General features: G+C 62.8%; 20 protein-coding genes. 7 read left to right on the top strand and 13 right to left on the bottom strand.

Annotated features, from left to right (window positions below; genetic code table 11):
• Positions 1-23 precede the first annotated feature (23 nt).
• The 3 genes from speE to hemE all read right to left on the bottom strand — a co-directional run bounded on the left by speE (position 24) and on the right by hemE (position 2,394).
• Positions 24-887 carry a polyamine aminopropyltransferase gene (gene speE, locus ETC27_RS09725; RefSeq protein WP_136254926.1) on the bottom strand — a complete coding sequence of 288 codons (864 nt, stop codon included), beginning with the start codon at positions 885-887 and terminating at the stop codon, positions 24-26.
• 63 nt (positions 888-950) lie between these two features.
• On the bottom strand, positions 951-1,322 hold the full coding sequence (locus ETC27_RS09720) for a VanZ family protein (protein ID WP_136254798.1): 372 nt from the start codon (positions 1,320-1,322) through the stop codon (positions 951-953).
• Positions 1,323-1,326: 4 nt separating this feature from the next.
• A complete protein-coding gene (gene hemE, locus ETC27_RS09715) occupies positions 1,327-2,394 on the bottom strand; it encodes a uroporphyrinogen decarboxylase (RefSeq protein ID WP_136254797.1) in 1,068 nt (355 codons plus the stop codon).
• Between the two features lie 235 nt (positions 2,395-2,629).
• Here hemE and ribA point away from each other — a divergent pair, with 235 nt between their 5' ends.
• Together ribA and trhA are read left to right on the top strand one after the other, a co-directional pair.
• On the top strand, positions 2,630-3,265 hold the full coding sequence (gene ribA, locus ETC27_RS09710) for a GTP cyclohydrolase II (protein ID WP_136254796.1): 636 nt from the start codon (positions 2,630-2,632) through the stop codon (positions 3,263-3,265).
• Positions 3,266-3,349: 84 nt separating this feature from the next.
• Positions 3,350-4,039 carry a PAQR family membrane homeostasis protein TrhA gene (trhA, locus tag ETC27_RS09705; RefSeq protein ID WP_136254795.1) on the top strand — a complete coding sequence of 230 codons (690 nt, stop codon included), beginning with the start codon at positions 3,350-3,352 and terminating at the stop codon, positions 4,037-4,039.
• Between the two features lie 55 nt (positions 4,040-4,094).
• Here trhA and ETC27_RS09700 read toward each other — a convergent pair whose 3' ends face one another.
• The 7 genes from ETC27_RS09700 to ETC27_RS09670 all read right to left on the bottom strand — a co-directional run bounded on the left by ETC27_RS09700 (position 4,095) and on the right by ETC27_RS09670 (position 11,027).
• Complete coding sequence (locus ETC27_RS09700; protein WP_136254794.1) at positions 4,095-5,366, bottom strand: Fic family protein; 1,272 nt, start codon at positions 5,364-5,366, stop codon at positions 4,095-4,097.
• Positions 5,367-5,692: 326 nt separating this feature from the next.
• Positions 5,693-6,463, bottom strand: a complete 771-nt coding sequence (djlA, locus tag ETC27_RS09695) for a co-chaperone DjlA (RefSeq protein ID WP_136254793.1) — start codon at positions 6,461-6,463, stop codon at positions 5,693-5,695.
• A gap of 313 nt (positions 6,464-6,776) precedes the next feature.
• Positions 6,777-7,061, bottom strand: a complete 285-nt coding sequence (locus ETC27_RS09690) for a hypothetical protein (protein WP_136254792.1) — start codon at positions 7,059-7,061, stop codon at positions 6,777-6,779.
• 339 nt (positions 7,062-7,400) lie between these two features.
• A complete protein-coding gene (locus tag ETC27_RS09685) occupies positions 7,401-7,685 on the bottom strand; it encodes a hypothetical protein (protein WP_136254791.1) in 285 nt (94 codons plus the stop codon).
• A gap of 243 nt (positions 7,686-7,928) precedes the next feature.
• On the bottom strand, positions 7,929-9,836 hold the full coding sequence (dxs, locus tag ETC27_RS09680; protein ID WP_136254790.1) for a 1-deoxy-D-xylulose-5-phosphate synthase: 1,908 nt from the start codon (positions 9,834-9,836) through the stop codon (positions 7,929-7,931).
• 16 nt (positions 9,837-9,852) lie between these two features.
• Positions 9,853-10,710: a (2E,6E)-farnesyl diphosphate synthase gene (gene ispA, locus ETC27_RS09675; RefSeq protein ID WP_439331804.1), complete on the bottom strand. Its 858-nt coding sequence runs from the start codon at positions 10,708-10,710 to the stop codon at positions 9,853-9,855.
• A 62-nt stretch (positions 10,711-10,772) separates the two neighbouring features.
• Positions 10,773-11,027, bottom strand: a complete 255-nt coding sequence (locus tag ETC27_RS09670) for an exodeoxyribonuclease VII small subunit (RefSeq protein WP_136254924.1) — start codon at positions 11,025-11,027, stop codon at positions 10,773-10,775.
• A gap of 396 nt (positions 11,028-11,423) precedes the next feature.
• On the opposite strand from ETC27_RS09670, the gene serA reads away from it, so the two are divergent.
• Together serA and trhO are read left to right on the top strand one after the other, a co-directional pair.
• Positions 11,424-12,674 (top strand): phosphoglycerate dehydrogenase, encoded by a 1,251-nt coding sequence (serA, locus tag ETC27_RS09665; RefSeq protein WP_136254789.1) that lies wholly within the window; start codon positions 11,424-11,426, stop codon positions 12,672-12,674.
• A 234-nt stretch (positions 12,675-12,908) separates the two neighbouring features.
• Positions 12,909-13,892 (top strand): oxygen-dependent tRNA uridine(34) hydroxylase TrhO, encoded by a 984-nt coding sequence (trhO, locus tag ETC27_RS09660; RefSeq protein WP_136254788.1) that lies wholly within the window; start codon positions 12,909-12,911, stop codon positions 13,890-13,892.
• A gap of 95 nt (positions 13,893-13,987) precedes the next feature.
• Here trhO and ETC27_RS09655 read toward each other — a convergent pair whose 3' ends face one another.
• Together ETC27_RS09655 and ETC27_RS09650 are read right to left on the bottom strand one after the other, a co-directional pair.
• Entirely contained in the window at positions 13,988-15,190 is a 1,203-nt protein-coding gene (locus ETC27_RS09655; protein ID WP_136254787.1) for an amino acid deaminase, read from the bottom strand.
• A gap of 109 nt (positions 15,191-15,299) precedes the next feature.
• Complete coding sequence (locus ETC27_RS09650; RefSeq protein ID WP_136254786.1) at positions 15,300-15,788, bottom strand: ureidoglycolate lyase; 489 nt, start codon at positions 15,786-15,788, stop codon at positions 15,300-15,302.
• A gap of 382 nt (positions 15,789-16,170) precedes the next feature.
• Here ETC27_RS09650 and ETC27_RS09645 point away from each other — a divergent pair, with 382 nt between their 5' ends.
• The 3 genes from ETC27_RS09645 to ETC27_RS09635 all read left to right on the top strand — a co-directional run bounded on the left by ETC27_RS09645 (position 16,171) and on the right by ETC27_RS09635 (position 19,958).
• On the top strand, positions 16,171-16,917 hold the full coding sequence (locus tag ETC27_RS09645) for an aspartate/glutamate racemase family protein (protein WP_136254785.1): 747 nt from the start codon (positions 16,171-16,173) through the stop codon (positions 16,915-16,917).
• Between the two features lie 135 nt (positions 16,918-17,052).
• Positions 17,053-18,417 carry an NCS1 family transporter gene (locus ETC27_RS09640; RefSeq protein WP_136254784.1) on the top strand — a complete coding sequence of 455 codons (1,365 nt, stop codon included), beginning with the start codon at positions 17,053-17,055 and terminating at the stop codon, positions 18,415-18,417.
• 83 nt (positions 18,418-18,500) lie between these two features.
• Positions 18,501-19,958 (top strand): NCS1 family nucleobase:cation symporter-1, encoded by a 1,458-nt coding sequence (locus tag ETC27_RS09635; protein ID WP_136254783.1) that lies wholly within the window; start codon positions 18,501-18,503, stop codon positions 19,956-19,958.
• Positions 19,959-20,040: 82 nt separating this feature from the next.
• On the opposite strand, the gene ETC27_RS09630 is transcribed toward ETC27_RS09635, so the two are convergent.
• Positions 20,041-20,790 (bottom strand): GntR family transcriptional regulator, encoded by a 750-nt coding sequence (locus tag ETC27_RS09630; protein ID WP_136254782.1) that lies wholly within the window; start codon positions 20,788-20,790, stop codon positions 20,041-20,043.
• Between the last annotated feature and the right edge of the window lie 38 nt (positions 20,791-20,828).

Below are 20,828 nucleotides of genomic sequence, written 5' to 3'. Positions count from 1 at the left end.
CGAGTGCCGGGGAGAAATGTTGCTTAGTCTTCGAAGGCGCGACGCATGAAGGGCGGCAGCACTAGAGCCCCACGATGGGCATCGGCGGTGTAGTAGTCGCAGGCCATGTCGCCGGTGGCCGCATCGTCCTCGCGAAAACGGCCCACGTCCGTGCCCTTGCCGGCCAGGGTCACGCTCCACCAGCCCGAGGGATAGACCGGCTGCGGGAACGGCAGCGTCGCCACGCTCTCGAAACCGGCGGCGCGCATGTCACGGCGCAGCTCACGAATGATGCTGCCGCTGTGATAGAGCGGCGACTCGCTCTGCTGAACCATCACGCCGCCCTCGGCGAGCAGGCGATGACAGCGCGCCAGGAAATCGACCTTGAACAGTCCTTCGGCCGGGCCCACCGGATCGGTGGAGTCGATGATCACCACATCGACACTGGCGTCATCGGCCTCATCGACCCATTTGACGCCGTCCGCGAACTTGAGCTCGGCGCGGGGGTCGCCATTGGATGCGGTCAGCGCCGGGAAGAAACGCTCGGCGGCCCGGGTCACTTCCTCATCGATATCGATCTGAGTGACATGCTCGACCCCGGGGTGCTTGAGCACCTCACGCAGGGTGCCACAATCGCCACCGCCGATGATCACCACACGCTTGGGCGCGGCGTGCGCAAATAACGCCGGGTGCGCGATCATCTCGTGGTAGAGGAAGTTGTCACGCTCGCTGAGCATCACGCAGCCATCGAGCACCATCAGGTTGCCGTAGGTCTCGGTGGCATAGACCTCAAGGTGCTGGTAAGCACTGGTGACATCCAGGAGCTTCTCGCTGACCTTCAGCGAGAAGGCACTGCCCTGGCTATCGAAGACTTCGGTGAACCAGCTAGTGTCGAGTGATTGGGTCATCATGGATTCTCACGGAACGGAAAAGTAAACAGCGTGAAATGGAGGCGCCTTGGCGATGACGCATCAGGCGCTGTCGCGTCGCATCAACCGACGCACAAGCGCCAGCACGGCCAGGCCGAACAACGCGCCCAGGGTATTGGCCAGCATGTCGAAGGGGTCACCGCCCATGCGCCCCGGCACCGCCAGCTGTGCCAACTCGATGGCGACCCCGTAGGCCACCACCGCGATGAAGGCAGCCCCACCGGCCATCCCGGCAAGCCCTACCAGGGCCGCCAGGCCGCCATAGCCGATGAAGTGATTCGCCTTGTCCCAGGGAAGGCTGTCGGGCATCTCGGCACTCGGGGCCAGGCTGCCCAGGGCAATCGCCAGCGCCGCGAGCACGGCGACTCCCGCCCAGAGGCGCCGGCACTCCTGCAGGCGAATCAACCAACGCATGACATCAGGGCGCCGAGTGATAGGCCGGGCTCAGTTCGTGCAGGGCCTCCATGAAGGCGCTGACGTGATCAGGGTCGGTGAACTGGCTGATGCCGTGGCCGAGGTTGAAGATATGCCCCGGGCCACTGCCGTAGCTGTCGAGCACCCGCGCCACTTCGGCGCGGATCGCGCTGGGCTTGGCGAACAGCACGTTAGGATCCAGGTTGCCCTGCAGGGCGACCCGATGACCGACCCGGCTGCGCGCATCGGAAAGCTCGGTGCTCCAGTCGAGACCCAGCGCATCGGCGCCGCTGGCGGCGATGTGCTCGAGCCACTGGCCGCCGTTCTTGGTGAATAGGATCACCGGCACCCGGCGGCCTTCGTGGCTGCGAATCAGGCCAGCCACGATCTGCTCCATGTAGCGCAGCGAGAACTCGAGATAGGCCGGCGTCGACAGGCTGCCGCCCCAGGTATCGAAGATCTGCACTACCTGGGCACCGGCACGGATCTGGGCATTGAGGTAGTCGGTGACCGAGCGTGCCAGCACGTCGAGTAGCTGATGCATGGTATCCGGTGTGTCATAGAGCATGGTCTTCACATGGCGGAAGTCCTTGCTCGAGGAACCCTCGACCATATAGGTGGCGAGAGTCCAGGGGCTACCCGAGAAGCCGATCAGCGGCACGCGGCCGTTAAGCTCGCGGCGAATGGCGCTTACCGCGTTCATCACGTAATCAAGATCCCGCTCGGCGTCCGGCGCCTCGAGGGCGGCAACCTCAGCCGGTGTGCGTACTGGCTTTCTGAACTTCGGGCCTTCGCCGGTCTCGAAGTACAGCCCCAGCCCCATGGCATCGGGAATAGTCAGGATGTCCGAGAACAGGATGGCGGCATCCAACGGGAAGCGCTCCAGCGGCTGCAGCGTTACCTCGCAGGCCCGGTCGGTGTCCCGGCACAGGTCCATGAAGCTGCCCGCCTGGCCACGCAGCTCGCGATATTCCGGCAGGTAGCGGCCGGCCTGACGCATCATCCATACGGGGGTGCGGTCCACGGGCTCACGCGCCAGGGCGCGCAGGATACGATCGTTCTCGAGTTGCATGCGACGTCATCCAAAGGGAAATTTGCCGACATTGTAACGGATGCCGAGCCCTGAGGGGCCAGCCCTGCGACGTGATGCCTCGATTTACGGCCACGCCGGCCCAGGGAGCGTAGCGATCAGCTCACAGCGACATCATATTATGTGTGCGCGTGCGACCCGTGAGCGTGCGCGGCGATGCTGGTAGACTTGAGTCATCGCGTGCCTAGCGCCGCCCAGTTTTATCGAGGTTTTTTTCGTGACGATTCGATTCATCGCCGCCTCCCGGCTGCCTACCCCCTGGGCCACCTTCACCATGCATGGCTTCGAAGACGAAGCTACCGGCAAGGATCATATCGCCCTGACGCTCGGCGACATCGCCGACGGCACGCCGGTGCTCGGCCGCGTGCACTCCGAATGTCTGACCGGCGATGCGCTGTTCTCAATGCGCTGCGACTGCGGCTATCAGCTGCAGGAAGCGCTCAAGCGGATCGCCGCCGAGGGTCGCGGGGTGCTGCTCTATCTGCGCCAGGAAGGCCGCGGTATTGGCCTACTCAACAAGATCCGTGCCTATCACCTGCAGGACGAAGGCGCCGATACCGTAGAGGCCAACGAACGCCTGGGCTTCGGCGCCGACATGCGCCGCTACGGCCTGTGCGTGCCGATGCTCGATCACTTGGGTGTCGCCTCGCTCAGGCTGATGACCAATAATCCGCGCAAGGTCGAGGCCTTGACCCGCGATGGCGTCGAGGTAAGTGAACGCTTACCGATCACGACAGGTCTAAACCCGCATAATGAGCAATACCTGTCCACCAAGGCCGGCAAGCTGGGACACATGATGGCACTGGGCGACTTTACCCAAGCGGACGACGTGGACATCGAACGCAAGTCCTGAGGGAGCCAATGAGCTAGATAGCCCCCATGCCCCGTCAAGCAAAGCGACCCTCTCAGGCTCAACCGTCACCGCGGGAGAGACAGTATGGTAGCGATACCCCCTTCTTCACCCCCACGCGAATGCACCCAAGGCTATACCCTGCTTGAGGAAATCCTGCACAGCGTGAGCCACGGCATCGGTGCCGTGCTCAGCGTCGCCGGGATGACCGCCCTGATCGTTGCCGCGAGCATCGCTCAGGACGTCGACCCATGGAAACTGGTCGGTGTCAGCCTCTACGGCATCACCCTGGTCGGCCTCTATACCGCCTCGACGCTCTATCACGGCAGCCGCCACCCAAGGCTCAAGCAGGCGCTGCAGATTGCCGATCACTGTGCCATCTATGCGCTGATCGCCGGCACCTATACGCCCTTCCTGCTGGTCAACCTGCGTGACGGACCAGGCTGGCCGATGCTGGCCGCGGTCTGGACCCTGGCCCTTAGCGGCATCGCCCTGAAAATCCTCTGGCCTCAGCGCTTCTCTGCGCTGCGGGTGATCATGTACCTGGCCATGGGCTGGCTCGCCGCACTGGCAGCCGGCGAGTTCGTCGCCACGCTCTCGCCGACCAGCCTCGTGCTGCTGATCAGTGGCGGGGTGATTTACTCCCTCGGCGTGATCGTCTTCGTGATCGAGGCCATTCCCTACAATCACGCCATCTGGCATGGCTTCGTGCTGGCCGGCAGCGGCTGCCATTACGCTGCTGTCTATACCGGCGTACTGCCTTTCGCTGCCGTCTAGCCTCGCTTCACAAACGGTCTTATTACTCTTGGGCGGGCCGTCTGGCGGACTGGTGCTATCCAGAGCCACCCAGCCCAGAGCCACCCAGCCCAGAGCCACCCAGCGCCGCCAGCCGGTAGCGTGTACCACGCCCCACGCCGGTACTCTTAAGCACTCCCTTGGCCGTCAGATCCGCCAGATCGCGGGCCGCTGTCGGGTCAGAGGTCGCCACCAAGTCGCGGTAGTCCGAGCGTGCCACGCCGGCGTCGTCGTCGCGCTCGAGCAGGGTCAGTACCAGCTCACGCTGGCGTGCATTGAGGGGCGTACGGGCGTGCTCGAGCCACAGCCGCTCGGCCCGGCGCACCCGAGAGAAGTGAGCCTGGCCGAGACGCGCGCCCTCGCGCAGCCGAAGCAACCACCAGCGCATCCAGGGCGCCAGATCACCGGGGGGCACCTCGGGCTCCCTGCTCGGCAGGCCAGCATCCAGAGACGAGCGCGGCGCAGCGGGACGACCAAAGCAGGTCTCACGCAACGCCTGCCATTCCCCCTGTGCATCGACCAGCACCGGCGCCAGTGCCTGACGGCGCCAGGCATAAGCCTCAAGCATCTCGAGGTCGGGCAGTGCGGAGAGCTCACCTTCGGCCTGCAACGCCATGATGCCCTCGGCACGCGTCAGCCAGCGTGCGAGCAGCAGCCGACCGATCAGGCCATTACCCAGCGCCAGGGGTGACAGCGCCAACCAGTGCGCATGCAGCTTCAGCGCCTGCAGATGACCGACCCCATCGAGCCCCGGCTCCTCCTCCTCGAGACGCGCAAAGAACGTCTCGAGTTCGGCTGACACGGCAGCGCGATCATCCCCAGGCGCCCTGTAGCGCAGGCGCTTGAGACCATAACGGCCGCTGACTTCCTCGAAAGGGGCATCGCGCCACTCGCCGACCACCAGGCCAGCGCTTCGCGGCAGCTGGGGTGCCAGGCGTCGATGCCATTCCAGCAGTTGCGCCTCACCGAGGGGCAGGAAGGCAGTACGGACCGCCTCCAGCGTCACATCGACGAAGGTTTCCACCACCGGCGGCACCGGCCGCACTTCCCCCTCGTCGGCAAGTCCCAGCGCCTGATGCAGGGCGGTGCGAATCGCCCCACGCTCAAGACTGATGCCGGAAAGCCGAGCACTGGCCCCAATCTCTTCGCCAAGCAATGTCGCCTCCAACCGCAGCCGCTGATCGGTCTTCAGGCCACCGCCCTGGCTTACCAATGGCGCCACCGTTGCCAGGGTCGCGTTCAGCGTCCCCATCAGCGGTCTTGTATCGAGACGGCCTCGAGGCCACTCCGGCTGCTGCCATATCCACATAACACCTTATTCTCCTTGAGATTTTTAAGGTCGAACGCTCAACAAGAGGCGCACTTTTCCATATTATGAATCATTTATTGATATGAAATAAGAAACAAATAACGTCACTGACCATCTTTCCATCACCAAACCACCCCAACCTCTTCTCGTGGTGAGATAACCCAATGATCTTTAAGTTTTAATAACCTCAAATCGAAAGCAGAAAGATCGCTCATTGCCGACAAGACCAGGGCGTAACCGACAGACAAAAAAAGCGCCATTTGCGAATCATTTATTGATCCACAAATGGCGCCAGCTTACATCATTGGGCATTTTGCCGGGCGAGGTCAGGCCGCCGCGTCGCGCGCCTTCTTGATGCGCTCATAGGCGTTGCTGATCTCGCTTGTGCGCTCTTTGGCCATCTCACGCATGCTCTCGGGAAGCCCCTTGCCCGCCAGCTTATCGGGATGGTTCTGGCTCATCAGGCGGCGATAGGCCTTCTTGATCTCGGCGTCGCTAGCGTCTTCTTCGACGCCCAGCACGCGATAGGCGTCTTCGAGAGAGAGCCCTTCCGGTGCACCGTCAGCACCTGCACCACCACCGCGCAGCATGGCCTCGATCTGTTCGATCTCGGCTTCCGAGCACCCAAGCCCACGGGCTACACGCAGCAGCATGTCATGCTCGGCAGGGTGCAAGGTGCCATCGGCCGCGATGGCCGCCAGCTGAACCTGCATAAACACCTGCATGAGAGCACGCTGACTGCCCACCACGCCGCGCACCTTGGCAAGCTCGGCTTCCAGATCAAAGTCATCGCGCTTGCCGCGGGTGAAGTCTTCACGCGCCTTGGCCCGCTGGGCTTCGGTCAACCGCAACCGCTCCCACAATTGCCGCGACGCCTCGAGCTCATCTTCGGTGACCTGACCATCGGCCTTGCACATGCAGCCCATCACCGCAAAGGTCGATTCGAGGAACTGCGACTGCGCGCCGGCCAGCTTGCCGATTACGGCCTTCCTGAGTCGCCGGATCAGCCAGTAACCAAGCCCGCCACCGATGAGCAGACCGACCAGGTCGCCGATCAGATAGCCCAGCAGTGCACCAATCACTATCGCTATTACCATGATTCTCTCGTCCTAGGGCCGGTGCCTCGCGCCGGCGTGGGTGGATACAGCAAGGTTAAGTGGTCGGCTTGCCAAGGCATGCCGTACAGCCAGTCTATCAGTGCGAAGGGCGCGGCCACGAGAGACCCCCTTTCATCGCGGCCATGCCAAGAGGCCGCAACCGTTGCACATTAGCGGCCCTTCACCCATCGATTCCACAGGCAAGTCGCCTGGAAGCGCAGACCCTAACAGCGTTATTCATCGCAAAAAAAACCCCACCGAAGTGGGGTCAGGCAAGGGGCAAGACATGCCGTTGATCGAGGCCTTACAGGGTTTAGTGGGCTGCAGCCTGTGCATGCTCTAGCGACTCGGCCTGTGCCTTGGCAGAAAAATCAGTGTGGCGCTCCTGCTGAGCGATCAGCGAATGGCTTGCCTTGGCAAGGCTGGCACTGGCGTCGTTGACACGGAAGTCGGCAACCGGCTGGTTGGCGGCGCTGGACTGCACCTGCTCAGGCGCAGCCTGATTGACCTCCAGAGCTTTCTCGTTGGCGACATTGGCTTGAGCGGCCATCGGCAGAATGAAGGCGACGAGAGCGGCGAGGGTGAGTTGGCGTTTCATAGAGCGAATCTCCGTTGAGCTGTATTGCTGTGATAAGAATTATATTAGCACGTTAATTAACATGCTAAAAGTTTGTCGCAATACTATTGATCCACTCTGCCTATCGCTGCCTCCCGCATGATCGATGCCGCGCCTACCGGCGCCAACGCAAACCAGAGCCTTTAGCCCCCTCGTCACATTCTTGGCAAGTGAAAGCCACTCGACAGCGACTCGGCGACACGCTCCAACGTCACATGATGATCAAACAGACAAAAAAACCCCCACCGGAGTGGGGGCGAAAGCAAGGGATAAAAAAGTCACTGCCTAGCGAAGGACAGACGCTAGCGGGATGTGGAAGCCTTAATGAGCCGCCGCTTTAGCGTGGCTCAGCGCCTCTACCTGCGCCTTGGCGGAAAAATCGGTGTGGCGCTCGCTCTGCGCGAGCAGCGACTGGCGTGCTTCAGCCAGGCCGGCACTGTCATTGCTCAGGCGATAGTCAGCCACCTGTTGATCAGCGCTGCTGAACTGAACCTGCTCAGGGGCAGACTGATTGACATCTTGCGCCTTCTCGGTAGCGACGCTGGCTTGAGCGGCCATCGGCAGAACGGCGGCGATCAGAGCGGCGAGGGTCAGTTGGCGTTTCATCAAGGTAATCTCCTTTGCGCTGTATTGCTATAGGGAGAATACTATTAGTCAGTTAATTAGTTGGCTAAAAGCTTGTCGCAATACCCTCGATATGCATTGCCTATCGCCGTGGTCGCCAGGGGCTTCAACAAAAACGCCGCCCGTAAGGGCGGCGTGAGCAAGGGTTTGGCCGGCACATTCTCGCAGGGAAACAAGCAGGAGCTATCAAACAACACCGTTTCGCTGAAAGCGTTCGATGCGACGCTAGCCCAAGCGGGCCAGGATAGAGGCTTCGATACCCGCCACATCTAGGCCACAGTCGGTGAGCAACTCGGCAGGCGTGCCATGCTCGACGAAGGCGTCGGGCAGCCCCAGGTTGAGTACCGCCACCGACTCACCAGCCTCGGCGAGCAATTCATTGACGGCACTACCGGCGCCACCCGCCACCACATTTTCTTCGAGCGTCACCAACAGATCGTGGTAGCGCGCCGCGGCCAGCACCGCCTCACGATCCAGTGGTTTCACCGAGCGCATGTTGAAGTGGGTCGCATCAAGGCGATCCGAGACCGCGGCGGCGGCGCCGTTGAGACTGCCAAAGGCCAGAATGGCGATGCCGTGCCCCTGACGGCGCATCTCCGCCTTGCCGATTTCCATGGGCTTGAGGTGCGCTGGAATCTCCACGCCCGGGCCAGTGCCGCGGGGATAGCGCACTGCCGCCGGGCCGGGGTGATGATAAGCCGCCGAGAGCATGGCACGACACTCGGCTTCATTAGAGGGGGCCAGGATCACCATGCCCGGCACACAGCGCAGGAAGGACAGGTCCATGGCGCCATGATGCGTCGGGCCGTCCTCCCCCACCAGGCCAGCGCGATCGATGGCAAAGGTCACGTCCAGTTCCTGAACGGCGACATCGTGAATCAGCTGATCATAGCCGCGTTGCAGGAAGGTCGAGTAGATCGCCAACACCGGCTTGCTGCCCTCGCAGGCCATACCCGCCGACAGTGTCACCGCATGCTGCTCCGCGATCGCCACATCGAAGTAGCGCTCGGGGTATTCCTTGGAGAAGCGCACCAGATCCGAGCCTTCACGCATCGCCGGCGTGATGCCCAGCAGCCGCTCGTCGGCGGCGGCCATGTCGCATAGCCAGTCGCCGAAGACATTGCAATACTTGCGTGGTTTCGGGCGCTCGGGGTCATCGTTAAGCGGCGGCGGCGCTGCCGCAGGTGTCACGCTGGGCTTCTCGAGTTTGGTGATGGCGTGATAGCCGATCGGGTCAGCCTCTGCGGGCTCGAAGCCACGCCCCTTGCGCGTCTTGACATGCAGGAACTGCGGGCCATCCAGGTCACGCATGCCATGCAGCGTCTGGATCAACTGCGGCAGATCATGGCCATCGATGGGGCCGATGTAATTGAACCCCATCTCCTCGAACAGCGTCGCCGGGCTCACCATGCCCTTCATGTGCTCTTCGGTGCGCCGCGCAAGCTCCAGCGCCCCGGGTAGATGCGAGAGCACGCGCTTGGAGTTCTCGCGCATCATCGTGTAGGGCTTGCTGGTGAGGATCTTGGCCAGGTAGCTGGCCATGCCGCCGACGTTCTCGGAAATCGACATCTCGTTGTCGTTGAGCACCACCAGCAGGTTGGCGTCGACATGCCCGGCATGCGCCAGGGCCTCGAAGGCCATGCCGGCGGTCAGGGCACCATCGCCGATCACCGCGCAGACCCGGCGATCTTCGCCCTGGGCGCGAGCGGCAAGCGCCATCCCCAGCGCCGCCGATATCGAAGTGCTGGAATGGCCAACACCGAAGGTGTCGAATTCCGACTCGGCACGTCGCGGGAAGGCGGCGAGGCCACCGTGCTGACGAATACCGAGCATTTCCTCGCGCCGGCCGGTGAGGATCTTGTGTGGGTAAGCCTGGTGGCCAACGTCCCAGACCAACCGGTCATGGGGGGTGTCCAGCGCCTGGTGCAGGGCCACGGTGAGCTCCACGACGCCAAGCCCGGCACCGAAATGGCCGCCGCTGACGCCAACGCTATATAGCAGATAGGCACGCAGCTCATCGGCCAGCTGGGCAAGCTGACTCGCGCTCATCGCATGCAGCGCAGCGGGCGTATCCAGGGTGTCGAGCAGCGGCGTCGCCGGGCGCTCGGCAGGAATCTCGTCGAACAGCTTCATGTGGGCATCTATCGTGTCAGTGGTCGCGCTCGATCATATGGCGAGCCAGGGCGGCCAGGGTGGCGGCATCATCGCCCAATGGCTCAAGCGCCGTCAGGGCCTCATCGAGCAGGTCATCGGCCATGGCGCGAGCGCCATCGAGGCCGAGCAGGGCCGGATAGGTCGGTTTGTCACGGGCAGCATCGGCCCCCGAGGTCTTGCCCAGCGTCGCCGTATCACCGGTGACGTCGAGAATGTCGTCCTGAATCTGGAACGCCAGGCCAATGGCCGCCGCATAGGCGTCCAGCGCCATCACACGCGGGTCGTCGGCATCGACAGCGGTGAGCCCGCCCAATCGCACGGCGGCGCGAATCAGTGCACCGGTCTTGTGCCGATGCATGCGCGCCAGCGCGTCGAGATCGGCCGGCTGCCCTACCGCGGCAAGATCCAGGGCCTGGCCAGCCGCCATGCCAGTGCGCCCGGACGCCTCGGCCAGGGTCGTCACCATGGCGGCCAGTCGCGGGTGGGCCTGATGTGCCAGGACTTCGAAAGCCAGCGTCTGTAGGGCATCGCCGGCGAGAATGGCACTGGCCTCGTCAAAAGCCCGGTGCACGGTCGGCTGGCCACGACGCAGATCATCATCGTCCATTGCCGGCAGGTCGTCATGCACCAGCGAGTAGGCATGTATCAGCTCTACCGACGCGGCGACCGGATCAAGCACCTCATCGGTCGCGCCCAGGGCGCGACCCGCCGCATACACAAGCACCGGACGAAGGCGCTTGCCACCGCCCAGCACGCCATGACGCATGGCGGCATCGAGGCGCTCGGCCGCGCCCGGCGTCGACAAGAGAGCATCGAGCCAGGCATCGACGCGGGCCTGATCAGCGCTCAACAGCTTCTGGAGCGACGCTTTCTCATCAAGCGTCGGCGCCTTACTCGGGGGGCTGTGCTGGGCACTCACCGCGCATCCTCCGTGCCACCCGAGAAGGGTGCCTCATCCAGCGAGCCATCATCGCCCTCAACCAGGCTGCGTACCTTGAGCTCGGCACTATCAAGGCGATGCTGAGCCTCGCGGGTCAGGCCCACGCCCTGCTCGAAGGCCGCAAGAGAGTCCTCGAGGCTCAGTTCACCGGACTCGAGTCGCGTCACCAAGGCTTCGAGCCGCTCAAGGGTCGAGGCAAAATCCTGAGGGGGCGTACCGGCATCCGGCATGCTGTCCTGATCGGCCATGGGCATCTCACTGTCGTGGGCAGGCTCCCAGGCCCGCGCGCGTCAAAAAATCCAGGCCGCCAGTATACACGCAACCCCCGGGGGTGCGTCTGCCCCGGTCCAGACTTGCACCACGTTCATGCAGCCCGTTCATGAGCAGAACCCAGCATTTTCATGCCACCCCCGAACGTCTCAGGGCGGGTCTATGCTAGGATATGCGCCCTGTTGACCCTGCTTCTCGCTGGATGTGGCAACGCCTGAACATCGGGCGTGCGCCGTGGGATAGCATCTCGACAGGCCAACAACAGACGATATGTCATGAACAGAGGCGCCGTGCCCGAGGTTGGCCGGGTCTCGCAGAACTAGGCGACTCACGCCAACGATAGGGTTGATTCAACAATGGCCAAAACGTCCCTGGACAAGAGCAAGATCAAGATCCTGCTGCTCGAGGGCGTCCACCAGAGCGCGGTGGACAACTTCCTGAATGCCGGCTACACCAACATTGAGCATCTATCCACCTCGCTCGATGAAGCGACGCTGATCGAGAAGATCCGCGATGTTCACTTCATCGGCCTGCGCTCGCGCACCCAGCTGAACGAGCGCGTCTTCGCCGCCGCTGAAAAACTCGTCGCGGTGGGCTGTTTCTGCATCGGCACCAATCAGGTTGACCTGAACGCGGCGCTCAGGCGCGGCATCCCGGTCTTCAATGCGCCCTACTCCAACACCCGCTCGGTGGCCGAACTGGTGCTCGCCGAAGCGATCATGCTGCTGCGTGGCATTCCGGAGAAGAACGCTCAGGCCCACAAGGGCGGCTGGCTGAAGAGCGCCAGCAACTCCCACGAGGCGCGAGGCAAGACGCTGGGGATCGTCGGCTACGGCAGTATCGGCGCTCAGCTCTCGGTGCTCGCCGAATCTCTGGGCTTCGACGTCATCTACTACGACGTGGTCACCAAACTGGCCATGGGCAACGCCCGCCAGGTAGGCAGCCTCGAGGAACTGCTGGCCCGGGCCGATATCGTCACCCTGCACGTGCCGGACCTGCCCTCGACCCGCTGGATGATCGGCACCGAGCAGATTGCCCTGATGAAACAGGGCGGCATCCTGATCAACGCCTCGCGCGGCAGCGTGGTGGAGATCGAGCCACTGGCCGAGTCCCTCAAGGCAGGCCGACTGCTGGGGGCAGCCATCGACGTCTTCCCGGTCGAACCCAAGGGCAATAACGAGGAGTTCTCGAGCCCGCTGCGCGGTCTGGAAAACGTGATCCTCACCCCGCATATCGGCGGTTCGACCCTGGAGGCCCAGGAGAACATCGGCGTCGAAGTGGCCGAGAAGCTGATCACCTACTCCGACAATGGCACCACCATCACCTCGGTCAACTTCCCCGAGGTCGCCCTGCCGGCGCACCCGGACAAGCACCGCCTGCTGCATATTCACGAGAACGTGCCCGGCGTGCTGTCCGAGATCAACCGCGTACTGTCCGAGGACGGCATCAACATCTCCGGCCAGTATCTGCAGACCAATGAAGAGGTTGGCTACGTGGTGATCGACGTCGACAAGGCCTATGGCCCCCAGGCACTCGACTCTCTCAAGCAGGTCAAGCATACCCTGCGCATTCGCACGCTCTATTCCGAAACCAACTACGCGGACTGAACCGGTCAGGCGAGAACCGCTCAGGCGAGCCATGCGCTCGTTGCCATCGCTGACGACCCCGGCCTCATCAGGCCGGGGTCGTTTGCGTCTGAGCAGTATGTGATCACCGCAACCCACCGCCCGACTGATCGAGATCAAGGCCCACGGGATGCGCCCGTCGCGCCGGGCGGGTAAAATGTGACCCACTTTCAACCCCGGTCCGTCCTTTGCGAGGACGACAACCAGGAGAGTCTCATGACATCACCCCATTCCACGGGGGGCATCGTCGTTGCCGCCCTGTACAAGTTCGTTGCACTCGATGATTTCGAGGCCCTGCGCGAGCCGCTGCGAAAAGCCATGCTCGAGCACGACGTCAAGGGCACCCTGCTCTTGGCCCGCGAGGGCATCAACGGCACCGTCTCCGGGACCCGCGAGGGCATCGACGGCCTGCTCGACTGGCTTGGCCGTGACCCACGCCTTGCCGACGTCGATCACAAGGAGTCCTACTGCGACGAACATCCGTTCTATCGCACCAAGGTCAAGCTGAAGCGTGAGATCGTCACCATGGGGGTGCCCGAGGTCGACCCCAATGCCACGGTCGGCACCTACGTTGACCCCGAGGAATGGAATGCGGTGATCGCCGACCCGGAGGTGCTGGTCATCGACACCCGCAACGACTACGAGGTGGCGATTGGCTCCTTCGAGGGTGCTGTCGACCCGCAGACCAAATCGTTCCGCGAATTTCCCGACTACGTGAAGGCGCACTACGACCCGGCTAAGCACAAGAAAGTCGCGATGTTCTGTACCGGCGGCATTCGCTGCGAGAAGGCCTCGAGCTTCATGCTCCACGAGGGGTTCGAGGAAGTCTTCCACCTCAAGGGCGGCATCCTCAACTATCTCGACAAGGTGCCCGAGAGTGAGTCGCTGTGGCGCGGCGACTGCTTCGTCTTCGATAACCGGGTGACGGTGCGTCACGACCTGAGCGAAGGCGTGTTCGACCAGTGCCATGCCTGCCGCATGCCGATCTCCGCCGAGGATCAACGCGCCGAGACCTATGAGCCTGGCGTGAGCTGCCCGCACTGCTTCGACTCGCTTCCCGAGAAGACCCGGGCCGGCGCCCGTGAGCGCCAGCGCCAGATACAGCTCGCCAAGCAGCGCGGCGAGCCGCATCCGCTGGGTCGCGACCCGCGCCAGATGAAGGAAACGTCACCGAAGGACGCGACAGCACAGGCCGAATAGGTGCACAGGATCGACTGCCGCATCGCCGGGGAAGGATGCCACAGGTCGGTCCGCCGAAGACGTCGCGTCCTGATGGCCCATCATGTCGGCCCCATCTAGAAACAGGTCGGCATCTCTTCGATGACATTGAGCGCCGCACCAACCCGACAGACGCGGCGCCACTTGTCGAAGGTCAGGCAGGGATGCGAGGTACCGAAGGCGATCACATCGCCCACGGCGATAGCGGCACCTTCAGGGATCTTAAGGAAGGCGTGCTGATCCATGATGTGAGTGGTCTGCCAGCTGCGGACATCGACCGGCTCCCTGAAAACCTCGGGATTCGACGCCAACGGATAGAGCCGCAACGGCAGCGGTAGGTCCGGTTCGTGGCCGATGTCGCGCTTGCCGAGCGCGACGATCGCCAACCCCGGCTCGGGCAGCGACTGAACATGAGCGAACACCTCGAGTGCTGGCTTAAGCTCGCCTTCCAGTTGTGGCTGACGCGCCTTCACGTCCGCCATGGCACCGGCATAGAGCCGGTGATCATGGACCACGTAGCAGCCCGGGCGCAGCACTGGCGTGTAGCCCTCGCGCAGCTCCGCCTGATCGAACGCTTCGGCGATCAGGTCAAACCACTTGGACCCGGAGGCGGTGACGATCGGCGCCTCGCGTCGTAGTACGCCGCTTGCCCGCAGCGCCTTGACGGTTTCCACCAGACGTTCGCCGTAGGCGCGAACCGCGGCGACCTGGTTGCCGCCAGCGATCATTCCCTCGTAACCCTCGACCCCGACCAACGCCAGTGCCGGCTGCTCGGCGATGGCCGCTACTAGCGCCTCGAGCTGATCGGCATCGCGGCAACCGCAACGCCCGCCCGGCACGCCTAGCTCGATTAGCACGTTGAGCCTCTGCCCGCGCGCCGCGAAGTAACGCCCCAACGCAGCGACGTTGTCCGCCCCGTCGACCACGCAGTAGAAATCGGCACCGGCGTCGATCAACTCAGCGATGATCGCCATATTGGGCTCGCCGATCAGCTGATTGGCCATCAGCAGCCGATTGACGCCATGGGCGAAGGCGGCGCGGCATTGAGGGGCCGTCGCCAGGGTGATCCCCCAGGCACCGGCCTTTAGCTGACGCTTAAAGAGCGCCGGGGTCATGGTGGTCTTGCCGTGCGGGGCCAGGTGCGCGCCATGGGCGTCGGCGAAGGCCTGCATCCAGGCGATATTATGGGCAAGTGCCGTCTCGAAGACCGCTGCGGCAGGCAGGCTGACGCCGTCGACCAGGTGCGGGCCGGTCTCGGTGGTACCCTTTTCGGTGTGCATGATGGCAAGGCTCTTAACAAAAGGCAGGCAAAAAAGCTGACGTTCCCCATTCCCAACCGCGTAGGGGAAACGAACAGAGCGACCCCGTCAGCTCCCGTTCAGCGACGTCTTAACTCAGGCTCACCCGAACCGACAGCGCCTGCTCGTCGCAGTTGTTGCCAGGGCCGCCCCGATCGACGACCAGAAACTCCCCCTCACGCTCGAGCACCGACTGCACGGCATGCCAGGTGCCGGCGTGGTAATTCACGCCCTGGCGGCCATCGGTGACGAAGGCGCACACCTGACCGGAGTCGATGACCTCACCTGGAGGCGCCACCACGATCAGGAAGCGTTCCTCATGCAGCGGCATGAAGGCCTGGCTGCCCAACGGATGACGCTCGAGGTGGCTAATCTCGAGAGGCAGGCTGACCGGCTGACTGACAAAGATGCTGATCAACGGCTGCGCGCCGTCGCCAAGGGTCTCGACGCGGGCCAGGTCGTGATGGCGCTGAGTCCGCCCAGCATTAATGGGGAAGGACGCCGTCCCCCGGCTGTCGATGACGTCTCCGAAGGTCGCGAAGGCCTCGTGGGTCAGAGGACGGGCGATCAGCTCGAGCATGGCAGTCTCCTTAGCCAGATTGACGTGTCAGGCCACGATAGGCCGTGAAGGCGTTTAGCGCCATATCTCGATCGAGGTTTTGGCAGACAACGCAAAAAAATTGTATTCAATTTTTTTGCATTCCTGCGCCATGACCTCGCTTGCAAGCGTCTCGTTATCGATGGCCTTAATCGCGCTCTTTACACGACAACATAGAGCAGCATTACGCCTTATAACCACGCACACCCCCGAAAATCGAATAAACGTCTAAAAAAACCTTGCTGCAAATGAAGACAGGCGTCATCTGCAAGGGTGTCCTTCCTTGCGTTCCAGGGAAATCTCGCCTAGCTTTTGTATACAAAACACCCGCTATCAATCGAGCCTATGACAGGAGCCTCCCACGATGCGGATTCGTCTCATCAACCCCAATACCACGGCGACCATGACGCGCACCATGGGTGAGTCTGCCTCGCGGATCGCCTCACCGGGCACTCACATCACTGCCACGACACCTGAGAGTGGGCCGGTCTCCATCGAAGGCCACTTCGATGAAGCCATCAGTGCAGTGGGCGTGCTCGAGGAGGTGATGGCCGGTGAGCGCGAGCAGGTCGATGCCTACATCATCGCCTGCTTCGGCGACCCAGGACTTCTGGCCGCTCGTGAGCTGACACGCGCCCCGGTCATTGGCATCGCCGAGGCGGCCTTTCACATGGCATCGCTGATCAGCACGCGCTTCTCCATCGTCACCACTCTGGGTCGCACCGGCATTATCGCCGAGCACCTGCTGGAGAATTACGGCTTCCGTCATCACTGTCGCCGAATCCGCGCTGCCGAAATCCCGGTGCTCGACCTGGAAGACGATGGCGAGGCCGCGCTATCACGCATCATCGACGAGTGCCGGCGAGCCCGCGACGAGGACGGAATTGGTGCCATCGTACTGGGCTGCGGTGGCATGGCCGATCTAACGGCCGAGATCAGCGAAGCGGTCGGCCTGCCAGTGGTCGAGGGAGTTACCGCCGCGGTCAAGCTGACCGAGGCCCTGGTGGGGCTGGGACTGGCGACCAGCAAGTTCGGCGACCTGGCCTTCCCGCGTCCCAAGGCATTCACCGGACGCTTCGAGCACCTGTCTCACATGCCCGCGCGGGATTAAGGACCACCTACCCACAGCAACACTCGACACAGCAGCACATAAAAAAATAACGCATGAGTAGCACGCCGCAAGAGTCAGCCCGGCTTCACGGCCGGGACAACAACAACAGTGATCCCACCTTGCGAGGACAACAACATGAGTCATGAATCCACCCCGGACCAGGCCATACCGGCCGGGCCATCCGACACGAACACCAAGGCCGCCGGTCAGGAATCGCTGGCCCCCCAGAAGACCCGCATCATGGGGCGAACCTCTTACCTGCTGGCCTGGTTCGGTGGCTGTGTGTCGATCGGCACCTTCACCATGGGCTCAAGCGTGGTCGGGACCCTAAACCTGCTCCAGGCCACGCTTGCCATCGCGATCGGCTGTTTCGTGATCGGGATCGCCCTGGCGCTGAACGGCGCCGCCGGTTACAAGTACGGCATCCCCTTCATGGTCCAGGCACGCAGTGCCTTCGGCTTCGCCGGCACCCGCCTGCCGGGACTGGTCCGTGCCGTACCGGCCATCGTATGGTATGGCTTTCAGAGCTGGATCGGTGCCGGTGCCCTGAACATGGTCTCGGCGACCCTGTTCGGCTTCGACAACCTGATATTTTTCTTCATTGCCTTCCAGTTCCTGCAGATTGCCCTGTCGGTGCTGGGCTTTCAGGGCATCAAATGGCTCGAGAACATCGGCAGTGCCTTCATCCTGGCCTCGCTGGTCTACATGTTCTATAGCACCGTGCAGCGCTACGGCGACGAACTCTCCGCCAGCATGCTGACCATGGAAGGCTCCTGGGGCATGCCCTTCTGGGGCGCCACCATGCTGTTCCTGGGTATCTACAGCACCATGATGCTCAACGTCAGCGACTATTCCCGCGAACATAAGGAAGGTAGCGGGCCGGGGCTGTTGACCACTCTCTACGCCATGTCGATTCTGCCCTGCACCCTCTTCATGGGCCTGATCGGTTACATGGTCTCCGAGGCCACCGGCGTCGCCGACCCCATCAAGGTGTTTGCTAACGCCGTGGACAACACACCGCTGTTGATGACCACCCTGCTGTTCATCGCCTTCGCCCAGGTCACTACCAACGTGCTCAACAACGTGGTGCCGCCGACCTATGTGCTGATGGACACCTTCAAGCTGAAATACCGCACCTCCACCGTGATTGTCGGCCTGCTGGCCTTTGCCACCTTCCCCTGGGAGCTGGTCAAGGACGAGTCCGCCGCAGGCCTGCAGGTCTTCGTGCAGACCTATTCCGCCTTCCTCGGCCCAATCTTCGCCATCCTGGTGGTCGACTATTACCTGATTCGCCGCCGCACCCTGGATCTGGGCAAGCTCTACGACGAGAACGGCCCCTACCGCGGTATCAACCACGGAGCACTGATTGCCACCCTGGTAGGCGTCATCGCGGCCTTCAGCCTTTCCACCGTATCCTGGTATGCAAGCCTGATTCCAGCCGGGCTGGCCTACTACCTGCTGATGAAGTACTGGGCCCCCTGCCAGCGCTTCCGCGACTGATGAATCACGGCCCGGGCAACGCCCGGGCACCTCGCTCCTTCGGGGCGAGCCGCTTTCCATGATCAGGACACCAAGGCGATTCCATGACGGACCTAAGCGATAAAGAGCTGGACATCCGGCGCATCGACCCACGCCTCTACAATGACGACCTGGCTCCTCTCAAGAAGAAAGACCGCCGATGGGGCTGGTTCGAGATCTTCAACGTCTGGTCGAACGACATCCAGAGTCTGTTCGGTTATACCCTGGCCGCCTCGCTGTTCATTTCCTATGGCCTGAATGGCTGGGCAGTGATGGCGGCGATCATCCTCGCCGGCGTGGTGGTGATGGCACTGGTCAATCTCTCCGGCAAGCCAAGCGTCAAGTACGGCATCCCCTTCCCGGTGATGGTTCGCGCCAGCATGGGGGTGCATGGTGCGAATCTGCCGGCCATGCTGCGCGCCATCATCGGCATCTTCTGGTACGGGGTGCAGACCTACTTCGCCTCTACCGCAGTCGCCCTGCTGATCACCTCCCTGATCGGCGACCCCGGAGGCCAGTTACTCGGCATGTCCGCGGTCGGCTGGCTCTCGTTCATCATCGTCTGGTGTTTCCAGATGGCCCTGTTCTGGGCCGGCATCGAGCGCATCAAGCACTTCCTCAACTGGGCGGGGCCGCTGGTCTATGGCGTGATGCTGCTGCTGATGCTGATCGTATGGTTCAAGGCCGGTAGCGACCTGTTGCCCGCGGTCAGCACCATCTTCGAGGGCCAGAGCGACTACGAGGGCAGCGCGGTCGGGGCCTTCCTGGCGATCACCGGCACCATGATTGCCTACTTCGCCGCGGTGGTGATCAACTTCGGTGACTTCTCGCGCTTCGTCAAAAGCGAACGCGACATGAAGATCGGCAACCTGCTTGGGCTGCCGCTCAACGTGGCCGTCTTCTCCTTCATTGCCCTGATCATCACCGCCGGTACCCTGGTGCTCTTCGGCGAGACGCTGACCAACCCCTCGGACATCATCGAGCGGGTCGACTCGCTGCCACTGACCATCCTCGCTGCGATCACCTTCTTCGCCGCCACGGTAGGCATCAACCTGGTCGCCAACTTCATTCCCCCGGCCTATGACCTGGCCAACCTCTTTCCGAGCAAGATCAGTTTTCGCACCGGCGGTGTGCTCACGGCGGTGATCGCCTTCTTCGTCGGCGCGCTGTGGGTGGCGTTCATCAGCCAGATTGGCATCGCCGGTTTCGTTAACGCGCTGGGAGCCGTGGTCGCCCCCTTCTACGGCATCATCGTGGTCGACTACTATCTGGTGAAACACCAGCGGCTGGACATGCAGGACATCTTCTCCACGGATCCCGACGGCGCCTACCACTACGTCAAGGGCTGGAACCAGCGTGCCCTGATGGCCTTCGGCCTCGCCGCACTGTTCTCGATCTCCTCGGTCTGGGTGCCCGCGCTTGAGGCACTGGGCGGCTACGCCTGGCTAATCGGTGCCGGCCTGGGCGGCGCCTTCTACTACGGGCTGATGAAAACGCAGGGAGAACAGAAGCCAGGACGCTGATCGATCATCACTGAAGTACCAAAAAAAGGCCCTCGCCAATGGCGAGGGCCTTTTGCATTGAGGGCATTCAGCGGCGGCTCGCTCAGTGCGAAAAGATCGAGTAGAGATCCGGCGCTTCATCTTCCTCGGCCTGAAGGGTAAGCGAGGCCTCGATGGCCTTGAGGTGACGGCCCATGAAGGCGCTGGCGCGCTCACCGTCGCCATGCTCGAGGTGGCCGAGCAGGTCATCGTGATCATGGGACCCACAGCCCAAATGGCCCGGATTGCCATAGACCGCGAGAATCAGCGAGGAGCGCGAGCACAGGCGCTCGACGAAGGCCGCCAGAGTCGCGTTACCGGAGAGCTCTGCCAGATGACCATGGAAGGCTGCCGACAGCTTGATCGCAGCACTCTGCTCGCCGGCCTTCAGGGCCTGGTGCTCGCGACTTGCCATGTCGCGCAGGGTCTTGAGGTCGGCGGCGGTGATGCGCCGGGCGATTTCGGGCATCAGACCACACTCGATCATCTGGCGCGCATCGAAGACATCCTTGGCCTCGGCCGCGGTGGGCCGCGTCACGCTGGCACCGCGGCGCGGGGTCAGCGTGACCAGCTCCTCCAGCGCCAGACGCTGCAGAATCTTGCGAATGCCGGTACGGCTAATGCCGAAGACCTCAGACAGCGCATCCTCGCGCAGCCGCGCCCCGGGCTTGAGGCGGTGCTCGATAATGGCATCGCTGATCGACTGATAGATCGCTTCGTGGCGTTCGGCCCCATCGCCGTTCTTGCCCCGGCGCTTCGCCGCCTTCGGGACAGCACTCCCCTTGCTTTCGGTCCCTCGCTGGCGCTGGTTCATGCCCACTCCTCGCTGCAGACTGCCCTCACTAAAGTGGC

It is taken from the genome of Onishia niordana (genome assembly GCF_004798965.1).
Lineage (GTDB): Bacteria > Pseudomonadota > Gammaproteobacteria > Pseudomonadales > Halomonadaceae > Onishia > Onishia niordana.
This window is presented reverse-complemented; position numbering and strand designations above follow the sequence as displayed.